The following is a 15,545-nucleotide window of genomic DNA, read 5'->3' on the forward strand; positions in this document are numbered from 1 at the left end:
AAAAAAACGTTTTGTTGATATAGTTCAAAAAATACTTGCTATCGTAATATTATGGGTTTTCTGCTCGCCAAAACCCGCAATAAATAGCGAAACAAAAAAAACTATTATCTTTGCCCCATAGCAAATTATCTAACCAAAGAACAGAAACATAAATGGGAGTTCGTTCGATACTCAGTAAACCCATAGCAGCTTATGTGGTTGCACAGCAGAAAAAGTGGATGGCTCGCTCGGCAGAAGTACAAGCCGAATGGCGAGAAAAGTTAGTAAACCAAGCTGCTCAAACGGTTTTCGGTCGTGACCATCATTTCAATGATATTCGCTCTTACGATGACTTCAAACAGGCTGTTCCTGTTCGTGATTATGAAGACCTAAAACCTTATGTAAACCGAGTGGTTGAGGGCGAAGAAAATATTCTTTGGGCAGGAAAACCGCTTTATTTTGCCAAAACTTCGGGTACAACTTCTGGAACGAAGTATATTCCTATCTCGAAAGATTCGATTCATAATCACATCAATTCAGCCAGAAATGCCCTGCTCAATTATATCAACGAAACTGGTAAATCGCAGTTTTTAGATAATAAACTCATTTTTTTATCGGGAAGCCCAGAAATGACCGAAAAAGCGGGCATCAAGACTGGCCGACTTTCAGGAATTTCTACGCATCATGTTCCTGCCTATTTGCAGGCGAATCGCTTACCATCTTACGAAACAAATTGCATAGAAGATTGGGAAACTAAACTCGAAAAAATCATTGATGAAACCATCAAGCAACCCATGAGTTTGATTTCTGGAATTCCGCCGTGGGTGCAAATGTATTTCGATAGAATTCAAGCTCGCACTGGAAAAAAGATAAAAGATGTTTTTCCCGAATTTGACTTGTTTGTTTACGGTGGTGTAAATTTCGAGCCGTACCGAGCAAAACTTTTTGAATCCATCGGTAAAAAAGTTGATTCTATTGAATTCTTTCCTGCGTCCGAAGGCTTTTTTGCTTACCAAGATAAGCAAAACAACGAAGGAATGTTGCTGCTGCTTGATACGGGTATTTTCTACGAATTTATTCCAGCCGAAGAATATTTCAACGAAAACCCAACTCGTTTGAGTATCGAACAAGTAGAACTTGGCAAAAACTACGCCCTCGTTATCAATAATAATGCTGGCCTTTGGGGATATTCGATTGGCGATACTGTAAAGTTTGTTTCGCTCGACCCTTATCGTGTGATTGTTTCAGGAAGAATCAAACATTACATTTCGGCTTTCGGCGAACACGTTATTGGTGAAGAAGTAGAAAAAGCCATGAAATACGCTTGTGAACGCCAACCCGAAGTGGAGATTGTAGAATTTACGGTTGCTCCGATGGTTACGCCCAATGAAGGACTTCCTTACCACGAATGGCTCATTGAGTTTGCCGTTCCGCCACGAGACATTGTGCAATTCAATAATGATTTAGATAAAAAAATGACGGAGTTAAATGTTTACTACGATGATTTGATTGTGGGTAGCATTCTGCGGAAATTGGTTATTACACCATTGCAAAAAAATGCCTTCATCGACTATATGCGTTCAGAAGGAAAACTTGGCGGACAAAATAAAGTTCCTCGTCTATCAAACGACCGTAAAATTGCCGATGCCTTGAAAAAGTTCTGACGGGGCCGCCCGTGCGGTTATTTTTGACTCAACTTACTTTGGGTCTAAACTCAGCACTCATAATTCATAACTCATAACTCATATCCTCCATCTATCAAAAACTAAGATAATTTTCTGTACATACATATATTTTTGTATTCAGATATAAAAAACTAAACTATAAGCCGTATATGTTACAATTTTTGAAATACGTTTTCGCTACTATCGTCGGGATTTTTCTATTCACGATTTTGAGTTTTATCATTTTGATTGGAATTGGCAGCTTGATGTCAAGTTCAGACACAAAAACCCAAGTTGAATCAAACTCTGTTCTTAAACTCGACCTTAATCAAGTTATCAGAGAAAACACTGCTGAAGATGACCCATTTACCGAAATCCTATCGGGCGGAAATAGTCCGGGGCAAGTGAGTTTACCACAAATCAAAGAAGCGTTAGCGAATGCTAAAATTGACCCAAATATCAAAGGGATCTACCTAAAAGCCGAAAATCCAATGGGTGGTATGGCAACTTTGAAAGAGGTGAGAGAATATCTTTTAGATTTCAAAAAATCAAAGAAATTTATCTATTCTTATGGCGAAACCATGACCGAAGGTTCAATTTACCTTTGTTCGGTTGCCGATAAAAGTTACCTAAACCCAGCGGGAGGCTTAGATTTCAATGGTTTGAGTGCTGAGTATTCTTTTATGAAAGGCTTGTTTGAGAAAATCGGTGTAAAACCTGAGATTTTCAGAGTAGGAGATTATAAAAGTGCAGTTGAGCCATTCTTCTTGACAAAAATGAGCGATGCTAACCGTGAGCAAACACAATCATTTATTTCTGACATTGCCAACAGCTTTTATGGAGATATTGCCGCTTCTCGCAAGATTCCGATGGAAGAATTGAACAATATTCTGAATAATGCCTTGATTCAAGAACCAACTGATGCTGTAAAGTACAAGTTGATTACAAATACTGGTTATTGGGATGAATTTGAGACTGCTCTTCGTCACGAATTAGGTTTCAGTGCCGATAAAAAAATCGAATACATTGGCTTAAATAAATATTTGAAAGCCGATAAATTGGTAGAAGAGGGCAGTAACTCAAATCGAATTGCAGTAATTGTGGGTGAAGGAGATATTCTTTCGGGCGAAAGTCAAGACGGAACAATTGGTTCGGAAACCATCGTAAAAGAATTACAAAAAGCTCGCAAGGATTCAAAAATCAAAGCTATTGTATTGCGTATCAATTCGGGTGGTGGAAGTGCCTTAGCTTCTGATGTCATGTGGAGAGAAGTTGAATTGACCAAGAAGGTAAAACCAGTTATTGCTTCAATGGGTGATTATGCTGCTTCGGGCGGTTATTATATGGCTATGGGTTGCGATACGATTGTAGCTCAACCAACAACGCTGACTGGTTCAATTGGTATTTTTGGTGTATTATTCAACGTAGAAAAACTAATGAATGAGAAATTGGGCGTTACGTTTGATGGTGTAAATTCACACAAATATGCCAACTTCCCATCGGCAACTCGTACAATGACCGATGCCGAGAAAAATATGATTCAGAATAGTGTAAATAAAGGCTACGAAAGCTTTACCGCTAAAGCTGCCAAAGGCCGTCACATGAGTGTTGAGAAATTGAAAACCCTCGCCAGCGGCCGTGTTTGGACAGGAACACAAGCCAAAGCAAATGGCTTAGTTGATATTTTAGGAGGTGTAGATGATGCTATCAGAATTGCTGCTAAAAAAGCTAAATTAAAAGATGGCGACTACCGTGTGAAATATTTACCCATTAAAAAGTCAAGTTTTGAATCAATTGTTGAAAAATTTGGCAACGACCAAGAAGATGCAAAATTAAAAGCATATTTAGGCGATTTTGCACCGTATGCTAAGCAGTTGAAAAATCTTCAAAGCATGGATAAAGTTCAGGCAAGAATGCCTTTTGAATTGGAGATAAAGTAAATTTATTGAGTTTCATGAATGAACCAAGCTACCCATTCAGTAGAGTTGATGATAGATTTGTCTTTGAATTCGATAGTATAAGCGATACTAAGACTGTAAAAAAACTGGTCGAATTTCGGTTGCTTGATGCTCAGATAGCACTCTATAATCTTGCGTTAGTTGATATTTTGCCAGATGGTGCAGCAAGTGACTTATCGGTTAGTAATAACCAAGATATGCCTAAAGTTCTTGCTACTGTTTTTCGAGCTTTACTTTATTTCTTCGAGAGAAACTCACAAGCAAAAGTTTTGATTCAAGGAAGTACAAAATCCCGAACAAGACTTTATCAAATGGCAATTGTGAAATATTTAGCAGAAGTAGAACATAAATTTTCAATTTGGGGTTTTATAGAGGAGGATTTTGAAACTTTTGTGAGAGGTAAAAATTATGATGGTTTTATAATTGGACAAAAATAAATTTCGGTTATGAAAAATAAACAACCAATAGTAAAAGATAAAGACCAAAAAATCTATAAGACAGTAGAAGAAGCCTTAGATGCAAAGCATGATTTAGCAAAAAAGTTTCTTGCAAAAATTGATACCACTAAAATTGCGACATTGGGTCAAAAGTTATAGTATTTAAAATAATATTAAACACTTTTGATAGTCATCGTAAAGACTATCAAATCAAACTTTATCATCAAAAGGAGAAAGAAATTAGTACCTTTGTACGAAATTCTTTCTCCTTTTTGATTTTCGTAGGACAAGTTACAAACCTATTACAGAGCAAGAACAAGAAATAAAAAGATGATATTTTAGTAATATGAAAAATACAAAATTAATAGAAGCAAAATTTGTCACGAGTGCGGCAGATTATCGTAAATGTCCGCCACCCGAAAAACCAGAATATGCCTTTATTGGCCGCTCAAATGTAGGTAAATCTTCGTTGATAAATATGTTGGTGGGCAATAAAAACTTAGCAAAAACCTCTCAAACCCCTGGGAAAACACAATTAATCAACCATTTTGAAGTAAATAAAAAATGGTATATTGTCGATTTACCGGGCTACGGTTTTGCCAAAGCACCAAAAGGCGAGCGAGACAAGTGGGGCGAAATGATTGGTAATTATTTGGTCAATCGTGAAAACCTCATGTGTGTTTTTGTCTTGATTGATATTCGCCACGAGCCACAAAGAGTTGATTTAGAGTTTCTCGACTTTTTAGGCGAAAAAGATGTGCCTTTTTATCTGATTTTCACAAAAGCTGATAAAGTTGGAAGCGTGACGGCTGAACAAAACGTTGAGTCTTTCAAGAAAACCATGCTTTTGAGTTGGACGAAAGTTCCTCAATATTTCATCACGTCGTCAGAGCGACGAACGGGTCGTGAGGAATTATTGAAAGCAATCGAAGAGTTGAATCTGTCTTTTACGAAATAATTTGTACTTTTGCAGCGTTGTAAATGAGATTTACGAATGACTCGAACGGTTCGCCGCTGCGATGACGATTGACGAATAAGTAGTAGTGAGTCAGCTATTTACACTATCAAGAAAAAACAATAAAGCTAAATAAAATATTCTGTTGACAGTCGTCTGTCGACCATAGACTAAACAAAAACAATATATTTTTCAAATGGAATTATTAAGAGATATTGCCCACATTTCTGGAAAAAGTGGTTTGTATAGAATTTTGAAGCCAGGGCGTGGTGGCGTAATCGTTGAAACACTTGACGAGAAAAAACAAAAAGAAATGGTAAGTTCAAATGCTCGTGTATCGGTTTTGAAAGACATTTCGATTTATACTGAAGACCCAAACAAATCAACTCCGCTCGGAGATATTTTCTTGAAAACTCGTGAACTTCACGGAGAAAAAGTAGAATTTGACTTCAAAACAGCATCAAACAATCAAATCTTTGATTTATTTGCAACCGTAATGCCAGATTTTGACCGTGAGCGTGTTTACGCTTCCGACATCAAGAAAATCGTAAGTTGGTATAATATTCTTTCGGCTACAATGCCTGAGCTTTTCGTTCCTGCGGCAGAGGAAACTAGTACTGAAGAAGTTGCTACCGAAGAAGCAAAAGCATAATTCCTGAAATTAAGATATAACAGAAAACCCATCGTTTCCTATGGGCTTTCTGTTTATAGAAAATTGTCATGCTGAAAGCATCTGTTATTGTGTACAAGTTCAACGTTAACGAATGCTTACAGCATGATAGAAATTTAATCATAAATATTGCATACTTACTTCAATACAACCGTCTTCCCAGTTTTTGAAGATTTCACCGCCGCATCTAAAATTTCCATAGCCACCATATTGATTTTCAGCGAACCCAAATCATTTTCTGATTTCACTTTACCACGAGCCACTGCTGCAAAATAAGTAAACGCATCATTCATGGGTGTTTCGAGTGGTTTTACTGCAATTTTCTCCTCGGGTAAGGCATTTCTATCGCCTTTTCTGACGGTCGTTTGGGCAGATTTATCGGCAAAAATATAGCCCGTTTTACCATAAACTTCAATATCTTTTCTATCGAAAGGCCAGTTCCAAGAGCCTTGAAAAATACCCTGTGCTTTTGGGTAAGTTACTACGATAGTTGCTTCATCATCTACATTTGGGTAGGTTTCGGGCTTGATAGTTTGTGTGATTGCCGTTACCGAATTTGGCCTTTCTCCTTTCATCAACCACGCCATAATATCGGCTCCGTAGCAACCAAAATCAATGATTGCACCACCGCCATTTTTCACAGGGTCGGTTAGCCAACTCAAAAACTCTTTACTCACACCAATTTCTTTTGGGCCACGGTGTCCGTCATGAATTACTACTTTTCTAATATCGCCAATCGTATTTTGTCCATGAATCATTTCGTAGGCTTGATGGTTACTTGCATACCACGTGGTTTCGTAGTTTGTCAAGAGCTGAATATTGTGCTTTTTTGCTAAAGCAGCCATTTGTGTAGCATGTGCAAAATTCACGGCCAAAGGCTTTTCAACCATGACATGAACGCCTTTTGGTGCACATTTTTGTACCGTTTCGAGATGCTCAATGATACTTCTGAAATCACAAACGGCTTCGGGTTTGGCTTTTTCGAGCATTTCGTCGAGGCTGGCGTACAAAAGGCTTTCGGGTAGATTATATTTTTTCAATAATCTTAGAGCCAATTCTTTATTTGGCTCAGCAAAACCAATGATTTCTACACCCGCACGATTGGGATTATTCAAAATCTGATAAACGTGGTCGTGTGTCATGCCCGCAATGCCCATTCTGACGGGTTTTTCTTGGGCAAATACAAATGTTAGGCTTAGGAATAAGCTCAAAAAGAGGAGTTTTTTCATGTTAGATAGAAGGTTGAATCAATCAAATTTAACCAAAAACCATCATTAAGACTATTTTTTCAGAAAAGTTTTCATCAGAAAACCTATTTTTGCGTTATAAAAGAAAAATCTTAATCCTATTGACTGTTGTCAGTGGACTATCGACTAAAAAATGTCAATAAAAATCCAGAATCTAAGTAAAGTGTATGGCACTCAGCGTGCCGTTGATGATATATCTTTTGAAGTTGCCAAAGGCGAAATTGTCGGCTTTCTTGGTCCTAACGGTGCAGGAAAATCAACAACAATGAAAATCTTGACTGGCTATTTACCCGCCACCGATGGCTCGGCCGAAGTAAATGGTTTTGATGTGAAAAATTCGCCAATGCAAGTCAAAAGTAGTATTGGATATTTGCCTGAGCATAATCCTTTGTACTTGGATATGTACGTGCGTGAGTTTCTTGAATTTGCGGGTTCGCTTTATGGTTTAACAGGCAAAACACTTCAAATAAAAGTGGCCGAAACCATAGAAATGGTGGGTCTGGGCTTAGAAAAACACAAGAAAATCGGACAGCTATCGAAAGGCTATCGCCAGCGTGTAGGACTTGCCCAAGCCTTGATTCATAACCCTGATGTGCTGATTTTGGATGAGCCAACTACGGGTCTTGACCCCAATCAGTTGGTGGAAATCAGAGATTTAATAAAATCAGTTGGTCGAAATAAAACCGTTATTTTCAGCACACACATCATGCAGGAAGTAGAAGCTATCTGCGACCGTGTGGTGATTATCAATCGAGGGAAAATCGTGGCAAATGGCACGCTTTCCGAACTTAAACAAGGTGGAAAAGGTATTGAAGATGTTTTCCGTGAATTAACAGCGTAAAAGTGAATGACGAATAAATCGAATTACGATTTACGAATATGTTATTTCACCATAAAAACTAAATCCAATAATCTTACAAATCTTTTTAATCCTGTCGAATGCTCGAAATTTGTAGTTTTTCATTAGAATCTTGCCTAACTGCCCAAAAAGTAGGTGCTGTTCGTGTTGAGTTGTGTGGTGGAATGTTTGAAGGTGGCACAACACCTTCGGCTGGTTTGATAAGTTTGGCTCGCCAAAATCTGACTATCAAAATATACGTCATGATTCGCCCTCGTGGTGGAGAATTTTGCTATTCTGATGCCGAATTTGAGGTAATGAAAGTCGATATTCAGACCGCCAAAAATCTGGGTGCGGATGGTGTAGTTTTTGGAATTCTGAACCCCGATGGAAGTGTAGATAAAAAACGTACCACAGAACTCGTAAATTTAGCCGCTCCACTCAAAGTTACTTTTCACCGAGCGTTTGATGTAGCAAACGACCCCATTCAAGCCTTGGAAGATATTATCGACTGTGGTTGCGAGCGAATTCTGACTTCTGGACAGAAAAATACAGCCATCGAAGGAATTGATTTACTGAAAACATTGGTAGAAAAATCTCAAAATCGCATCGAAATAATGGCTGGAAGTGGTGTTTCTGCTCAAAATGCTCAGCAGTTTCTAAATATTGGTGTTCATGCTCTACACATGACAGGCAAAGGAATCCAAGAAAGCAAAATGATTTTCCGCAAACCTGATGTAAGCATGGCAAGTGCTGCTCTTACCAACGAATACGAAATTTATGAAGCCGATTTTGAGAAATGCAAAGCGGTAGTTGAAATCATGAGTCATTGATTTATCATCAATTTTTTACCACGGAGTAGCACAGAGTGAATGACACAGAGTTTCACTATGATTTCTATGTGAAACTCCGTGAAAAACTCAGAGTAACTCAGTGGTAAAAAATAGTACGATGTTATTTTTCTTCCATTGGAATTTTACTCAAAATCTTATTGTCGATATAAAATGTGCCGAAAGGTACAACGCACGCCAACAGCACTTTCCAAGTAGTTTCTTTAAAACGCCATTTTTGTTCTACGCCCACACTTAGCGTATTGAAAACAAAGAGCAAAAACAAAATACCATGAAGCTGCCCCACAATTTTTACGAGTGCGGGGTTTCCATAGAAATATTTCAGGGGCATAGCGATAAAAATCAGAATCAGTAACGAAATTCCTTCAAAAAATCCAATGATACGAAGGCGGCCGATATTGGTAGAAAAATAGTTGTTCATAATCAGAATGTTCGGATATAAGGACGATTAGCAAGTGGTGAAAAAGGCCACGGAATGGCTATAAAGATGATAAATAGAGCCAATGAAAACCACACTAACATAGTTTTAAACTTCTCTTTATCGGTTGATTTGCGTTTAGCCATTGCCGAGCCAATTGTGAGAATGACAATGGCTACCAACATCAAGAAAATATGGATGATTCCGAAGAAAAGAACCTCTAACTGCTGGCTCATTTCTTTGAAATTTGCCCAAAAATATTTGATGACTGGATTTTGAATATAAAGCGTCATACCGACCACCAACTGAATGTGAGCAATGGTCGCCGTCCAGTGTCTAATTAAATTATCGGTTTTTGTAAAAATCGTGTGTTGAGTAAAACCACGATATGCCCTAAAAATGGCTAAAATCAAACTGACTAACACGAGCCAACGGAGTATCGAATGAAGCGATACGAGGAAAATTGAACTTGAAAACATACTTTTTCATTAGTTTTGATGCTGCAAAGTTCGGTATTGTATCGGCAGAATAGTTAGGACGAGTAAATCTAATTTTAGGATTTTTCAATCATTTTCCTAAAAGTCAACGGACTCACTCCTTCATATTTTTTGAAAAGTCGACTAAAATAAGATTGGTCGAAAATGCCAATTTCGGCGGCTACTTCGCTGATAGAAAGCGTGGTTTGATAGAGCAATACTTTCGCTTCCAATACAATTGCTTCATCAATCCATTTGGTCGGAGATTTTCCAGTAATTGTCTTAGCAATTTTATTCAAATGATTAGGACTTATATTAAGTAACTCGGCGTAATCGCTTACTAAATGCTTGGTTTTGATATGAATAAAGAGTAATTCTTTGAATTTATTGATGAGAGATATAGCTGAGGTTTGATGACTGTTTGAAAGTGGTTGATACACCCGATTGATTTCACAGAGTAATGCGATAAAATAAGATTGGATAATTTCGATATTGTTCAGCCCATTTTGTGAATAATCACGAAAAATTCGCTCGAAAAGCATCCGAACAAAACCAGAGGTTTGTTCATCTAATTTAATTGTTGGATTTCCCCAAACATTCAGAAACTCAAATTCTTTTAACAGTTCATTTTTACCAAATTTGCCTATAATGAAATCGTTATGAAAATTACAAAGAAACCCTTTGTTGATGTCGTGTTTGGCAAAAGAATAGACTTGACCCGCTGGAACAATTAGACATTCATCTTTGAAAATCTTGTAAGATTGACTACCTATTGTCATGTTGGCTTCTCCTTCTGTAAGATAAATAAACGAGTGTGTAGTAGCTCGTGAAGGTGGTACAGGTAGTTTGATGAGTCGTATTAAATCTTCTACCTTGACAAGAAAAAACTTCCCAAAATCTGCTTTTAGCATTTGTTTTTGGGCGATTTCGGGTTTTATATATTCTTCCCGAAACGCTTCTGTATTATGTGTTTTGATTCTATTCTTTGCCAAGTTTCTTGATTTTTTATACAAAAGACTAAAAAAATAGGCATACGCCAAAAACGTATGCCCATTTTATAACTCTGAAATATTATTGTAGAACGTTTACTATACTTCCTACTATTGTCCATCGACAGTGGACTATTTACTTATTCTCAGCCAATTCTGCGATTTTTTGGTGAATCATCACTTGGTTCGACATGATTTTCGAGAAACCTCTTACGTCATCTCCGCTCCAAGCATTGTTCATTTCGCCGTAGCTACCAAATACTGGCGACATCAAATCATAGTCAGATTTAATACCCAATAATTGGAAGTTATACGGTGCTAAATGCACACGAACTTCGCCACTTACGTGCGACTGCATACTTTCTAAGAATTTCTCAATATCACGCATCAACGGCTCTAAGAATTGACCTTCGTGAAGCATCATTCCGTACCATTCAGCCAAGTTTTGCTTCCAATATTGTTGCCATTTCGATAGTACGTGCTTTTCGAGTAAATGGTGAGCTTTAATGATAATCAATGGAGCGGCAGCCTCGAAACCTACACGTCCTTTGATACCAATGATGGTATCGCCTACGTGAATATCACGCCCGATGCCGTAAGGAGAAGCCAATTCTGATAATTTACGAATAGCATCAACTGGGTTTTCAAAACTTTCACCAGCTACACCTTTCAATTCTCCATTTACAAATTGTAGAGAGATTTCTTCGGTTGCGGTTTTAGTTACTTGTGTTGGGAAGGCACTTTCTGGTAAAAATTCATACGAATTTAGTGTTTCACGACCACCAACCGAAGTTCCCCACAAACCTTTATTGATTGAGTAAGCCGCTTTGTGCCACTCACGCACCACACCTTTCGACTTCAAGAATTCAATTTCAGCCTCACGAGATAATTTCAAATCTCTAATCGGCGTAATGATTTGTGCATTTGGCAATACGATTCTGAAAACCATATCGAAACGCACTTGGTCGTTTCCTGCACCTGTACTTCCGTGAGCTACGGCTTCGGCACCGATTTGCTTAGCATATTCAGCCACCGCAACTGCCTGAAACATACGCTCGGCACTCACCGAAAGTGGATAAGTATTATTTTTTAGGATATTGCCATAAACCAAATAACGAATACATTTTTGGTAATATTCATCAACCATACGAGCCGTGTAGTGGTTTTTTACTCCCAATTCGTAGGCTTTGGTTTCAATATCCTTCATTTCTGCTTCCGTAAATCCGCCCGTATCAACTAATACTGAGTGAACTTCATGACCTAATTCTTCGGTCAAATATTTTACACAAAAAGAGGTATCCAAACCTCCACTGTATGCCAAAACAACTTTCATAAGCCCAAACTGGCAAAGCCAGAAAATTAAGAATTATAAATTAAGAATTAAGAATTTTTGAAGATTCAGCTTCTGAAATTCAGCTTTTTTGAAGTTTTCTTCAGAAACACAACAAAATTTTACGCAAAAATAGGACTTATTAATGTGAAATCTCGAATAATATTTAAAATTATTGTACTATTCAAATAAAACTAATTTTGAGTGATTGAATGATAGAATGTTTTGATTTTCAGTAATATTTATTCTGTCATTCATTCATGCACTCATTCAAAATTATCGAGGAACGGTAAAATACATAATCGTACCGATGCAAGAAAAAACAATATTGGGTAGCCAAACGGCCAACATTGCTGGCATATTGCCCGATTCGGCAATGCCTTTCGACATGATGAAGAATAAAATATAAACAAATGCCAGCACAAACCCGATGGCAATCTGAAAACCAACTCCACCACGAGCCTTTCGTGCCGATACAATCAAGCCCATTAAGGACAAGATAATTACGGCAAAAGGCGTAACGATTCGTTGGTAAAGTTCAATTTCAAAAGATTCGATTCCCTCAGCTCCTCGACTCCGAATTAGCTCAATTCGTTGGCGTAATTCTGGAATCGTAAAGGTTTCATAAACGTTGCGGTCGCTCTCAAAATCACTCGGTGAAAGATTAATAACCGTATCTTTTGTTGCCGTATTATAAATGAGTTTATCTTTCATGATGCCCAACGTGCGAATCTTATAGTCAGAAATTTTCCAGCGTTTGGTGCTGTCATTCCACTCGATTCGTTTAGCCGAAAGTTTTTCAATTAGCTTATTATCAGCGATTTTTTCGAGCGTAAAATCATAGCCAGTTTTGGTTTCGTTATTATAGCTCGACATGTAGGCGTAGGTATTCGGAGCAACGGCCGTATGAAAATCTCGGTCGGAGAAGTAAAATTTATCGTTGATGTACGTAGCCTCAAACCCCAGCCTGACTTTATTGGCTTTTGGCAAAATCCAACCAACCATCACAAACGATAAAATTGCTACCATCGAAGAAGCCACAAAATATGGAAGCATCAATCTGCGAAAACTCGTGCCACTACTCAAAATGGCTACGATTTCGGTGTGGGCGGCCATCTGGGCTGTGAAGAAAACCGTTGAGATAAAAATCATCAACGGACTGATATAGTTTGCCCAATATGGGGCAAGATTGGCATAATATGAAAGCAAAATAGCTCGCATCGGAGCATTTTTCTGAATAAAGTCATCGTTTTTTTCTACGAAGTCAATCACCATGATGATAAGCACGATGACCAAAACCGCAAAAAAGTATGTTTTCAGAAAACGTTTGATTAAATATTTATCGAGAATATTCATACCCCTAACCCCTAAAGGGGAATTAGATAATTTTTAATTAATAATGCAAAGGTACGCATTGTAGATTTTCTAATGGCTTTATTAAGAAGTATTAACACTCACTGTCAAGAATTCTGCACTTGCACCAATAAATTTCTCGCTACTTCATTACTCACAAAAAGTCTTATGTCATTGTTCAGAAGCAAACCATACGATTTATCAAAATCACTTATTTCCAAAACTTTTAGGTCGCACCCGAGCGTAATCTGTTGTTTATCAAGGTGTTGCAGAAAAGCAGGTGAATGCACAGAAACTCCCATCATAACCACCGATTGATTGAGCGGAATCTCTGAAAGTTTCAGATAACTCACCGAAGGCATTTTGCCCTTTGCATCAGGAATTGGGTCTCCATGGGGGTCAAATTTTGGATTTTCCAAGAAATCATCTAAACGTTTGGTCAATTCTTTCGAGTCAATATGTTCGAGTTGCTCGGCAATATCATGAATTTCGTCCCAGCCAAAACCCAGTTTTTCTACCAAAAAAACTTCCCACAGACGGTGTTTTCTAATCACCCCCAAAGCAATTTGCTCGCCTGCTTCGGTGAGCGTAACACCCTGATACTTACGATAATTTATATAATTTTTCTCGGCCAATTTGCGTAGCATATCCGACACCGAAGCCGCTTTGGTCTGCGTGTGTTCAGCCAACTGATTGGTACTCACCTCATTACCGTTGTATCGTTCGGTAAGTAAATAGATGATTTTTAAATAATTTTCTTCGGTAAAAGAGATAAGTTGATTGTCCACAGTCGATAGACGATAGTTAAAGAAAATAGCCATAAGCTAAAAGCCAATAGCCAACCACTAAACAAAAGTACATTTTTAGCCTAATCAAACAAAATTTTAGACTAACCTAAAAATATATTTTGATTGACAAACTTTTTGTTTTATGTTTGTATTGAAATTTTTGGATTTACAGCAAATGGAAAAAAACATTGACATAAAAAATAAAGCATGGCGTTCGACGACGAGTAGTCTTTCACTACCAGAAGTTCACGGAAGCATTACGGTTCATACAAAAGGAAGTTTTTGGAAAAAAATGTCAGCTTTTATTGGCCCCGGATTGATGGTTGCCGTTGGCTATATGGACCCTGGCAACTGGGCAACCGATATTGCTGGAGGTGCAAAATTTGGCTATACGCTACTCTCAGTTATTCTAATTTCTAATCTTTTTGCGATGCTTTTGCAGCATTTATCGCTCAAACTGGGCATTGCCACGGGTAGAGATTTGGCACAGGCTTGTCGAGATTCTTACTCAAAACCAGTATCATTTATTTTGTGGATTTTGGCCGAGGTTGCCATTGCCGCCTGTGATTTGGCCGAGGTCATCGGAGCGGCAGTTGCTCTTAATTTGCTCTTTAGTATTCCATTAACTTACGGAATTCTGATAACGGCCATCGACGTAATTTTTATATTATTCCTCCAAAACAAAGGTTTCCGCATCATTGAAGTAATTGTTGGAGGGTTGATTTTGATAATTTTACTATGCTTTGGCTACGAAATTTTGGCATCTCAACCCGATTTTGTAGCAGTTACAAAAGGTTTGATTCCGAGTAGCCAGATTGTGACCAACCCCGAAATGCTCTACATTGCCATCGGGATTTTGGGAGCTACCGTGATGCCTCATAATTTGTATTTACATTCGAGCATTATTCAAACCCGCAAGATAGAAAACACACACGCCGCCAAGAAAAGTGCTATTAAATATGCAACTATTGATTCTACGGCTTCGTTGTTTATTGCATTCTTTATCAATGCCGCTATTTTGATTATGGCCGCCGCAACTTTTCACTTCACAGGAAACAAAGAGGTAGCCGATATTACCGATGCTTATATGTTGCTCGACCCAATTTTGGGTGTAAAATTGGCAGGGCTTTTCTTTGCTGTTGCCCTGTTAGCGGCTGGACAAAACTCGACACTCACAGGTACTCTTGCTGGGCAAATCGTGATGGAGGGTTTCTTAAATATTCAACTAAAACCGTGGCTTCGACGATTGATTACTCGACTTTTAGCCATCGTGCCAGCTTTGATCGTAGCAATTATTTACGGAGACAAAGGCACTTCCGACCTACTCGTACTAAGCCAAGTGATATTATCTTTGCAGTTGAGTTTTGCTGTTGTCCCTTTGGTAATGTTCACATCCGATAAACTAAAAATGGGCGAATTTGTAAATCCTGCCTATGTAAAATACACAGCTTGGGTAGTTACAATTATCATTATCGCCTTGAATAGTTATTTGTTGTTTGATACGATGTTTTGAGGAGAAAAATATAGTTTGTCAGTAGTAGAGACAGGGTAATGCTCTGTCTCTTATATTTTGATGACATTGTAACAACAAA

16 protein-coding genes are annotated in these 15,545 nt (G+C 38.0%); 9 read left to right on the forward strand and 7 right to left on the reverse strand.

All coding sequences use genetic code 11. The annotated features are described in order from the left end of the window. The first annotated feature begins 152 nt into the window (after positions 1-152). The 6 genes from ABR854_RS20975 (at position 153) to ABR854_RS21000 (ending at position 5,645) form a co-directional block, all read left to right on the forward strand. The gene (locus ABR854_RS20975; RefSeq protein WP_350267810.1) at positions 153-1,643 is read left to right on the forward strand and encodes a GH3 auxin-responsive promoter family protein; all 1,491 of its coding nucleotides are present in this window, start codon (positions 153-155) and stop codon (positions 1,641-1,643) included. 170 nt (positions 1,644-1,813) lie between these two features. Continuing rightward, on the forward strand, positions 1,814-3,583 hold the full coding sequence (gene sppA, locus ABR854_RS20980) for a signal peptide peptidase SppA (RefSeq protein ID WP_350267811.1): 1,770 nt from the start codon (positions 1,814-1,816) through the stop codon (positions 3,581-3,583). A gap of 14 nt (positions 3,584-3,597) precedes the next feature. Continuing rightward, entirely contained in the window at positions 3,598-4,038 is a 441-nt protein-coding gene (locus tag ABR854_RS20985; RefSeq protein ID WP_350267812.1) for a DUF6934 family protein, read from the forward strand. 9 nt (positions 4,039-4,047) lie between these two features. Further along, positions 4,048-4,197: a hypothetical protein gene (locus tag ABR854_RS20990; protein ID WP_350267813.1), complete on the forward strand. Its 150-nt coding sequence runs from the start codon at positions 4,048-4,050 to the stop codon at positions 4,195-4,197. 187 nt (positions 4,198-4,384) lie between these two features. Beyond that, entirely contained in the window at positions 4,385-4,996 is a 612-nt protein-coding gene (yihA, locus tag ABR854_RS20995) for a ribosome biogenesis GTP-binding protein YihA/YsxC (protein ID WP_188771168.1), read from the forward strand. A 193-nt stretch (positions 4,997-5,189) separates the two neighbouring features. Continuing rightward, positions 5,190-5,645: a DUF5606 family protein gene (locus ABR854_RS21000; RefSeq protein ID WP_350267814.1), complete on the forward strand. Its 456-nt coding sequence runs from the start codon at positions 5,190-5,192 to the stop codon at positions 5,643-5,645. 155 nt (positions 5,646-5,800) lie between these two features. Here ABR854_RS21000 and ABR854_RS21005 read toward each other — a convergent pair whose 3' ends face one another. Next, positions 5,801-6,892 (reverse strand): Gfo/Idh/MocA family protein, encoded by a 1,092-nt coding sequence (locus ABR854_RS21005; RefSeq protein ID WP_350267815.1) that lies wholly within the window; start codon positions 6,890-6,892, stop codon positions 5,801-5,803. Positions 6,893-7,043: 151 nt separating this feature from the next. Here ABR854_RS21005 and ABR854_RS21010 point away from each other — a divergent pair, with 151 nt between their 5' ends. Both ABR854_RS21010 and ABR854_RS21015 read left to right on the forward strand, forming a co-directional pair. After that, a complete protein-coding gene (locus tag ABR854_RS21010; RefSeq protein ID WP_350267816.1) occupies positions 7,044-7,751 on the forward strand; it encodes an ATP-binding cassette domain-containing protein in 708 nt (235 codons plus the stop codon). Between the two features lie 98 nt (positions 7,752-7,849). Next, positions 7,850-8,581, forward strand: a complete 732-nt coding sequence (locus ABR854_RS21015) for a copper homeostasis protein CutC (RefSeq protein ID WP_350267817.1) — start codon at positions 7,850-7,852, stop codon at positions 8,579-8,581. Positions 8,582-8,702: 121 nt separating this feature from the next. On the opposite strand, the gene ABR854_RS21020 is transcribed toward ABR854_RS21015, so the two are convergent. The 6 genes from ABR854_RS21020 to ABR854_RS21045 form a co-directional block, all read right to left on the reverse strand. Then, positions 8,703-9,020, reverse strand: coding sequence for a DUF3817 domain-containing protein (locus tag ABR854_RS21020; protein WP_350267818.1), 318 nt, complete (start codon positions 9,018-9,020; stop codon positions 8,703-8,705). A 2-nt stretch (positions 9,021-9,022) separates the two neighbouring features. Next, positions 9,023-9,496: a hypothetical protein gene (locus ABR854_RS21025; protein WP_350267819.1), complete on the reverse strand. Its 474-nt coding sequence runs from the start codon at positions 9,494-9,496 to the stop codon at positions 9,023-9,025. 74 nt (positions 9,497-9,570) lie between these two features. Next, entirely contained in the window at positions 9,571-10,485 is a 915-nt protein-coding gene (locus ABR854_RS21030; protein WP_350267820.1) for an AraC family transcriptional regulator, read from the reverse strand. Positions 10,486-10,618: 133 nt separating this feature from the next. Then, a complete protein-coding gene (locus tag ABR854_RS21035) occupies positions 10,619-11,815 on the reverse strand; it encodes an argininosuccinate synthase (RefSeq protein WP_350267821.1) in 1,197 nt (398 codons plus the stop codon). Positions 11,816-12,088: 273 nt separating this feature from the next. After that, complete coding sequence (locus ABR854_RS21040) at positions 12,089-13,168, reverse strand: LptF/LptG family permease (protein WP_350267822.1); 1,080 nt, start codon at positions 13,166-13,168, stop codon at positions 12,089-12,091. Positions 13,169-13,272: 104 nt separating this feature from the next. Continuing rightward, entirely contained in the window at positions 13,273-13,986 is a 714-nt protein-coding gene (locus ABR854_RS21045) for a metal-dependent transcriptional regulator (RefSeq protein WP_350267823.1), read from the reverse strand. Between the two features lie 142 nt (positions 13,987-14,128). Between ABR854_RS21045 and ABR854_RS21050 the strand changes: the two genes are divergently transcribed. After that, positions 14,129-15,466 (forward strand): Nramp family divalent metal transporter, encoded by a 1,338-nt coding sequence (locus tag ABR854_RS21050; RefSeq protein WP_350267824.1) that lies wholly within the window; start codon positions 14,129-14,131, stop codon positions 15,464-15,466. The last annotated feature ends 79 nt before the right edge of the window (positions 15,467-15,545 follow it).

The organism is Emticicia sp. W12TSBA100-4, from assembly GCF_040253585.1.
In the GTDB taxonomy this organism is placed as follows: domain Bacteria; phylum Bacteroidota; class Bacteroidia; order Cytophagales; family Spirosomataceae; genus Emticicia.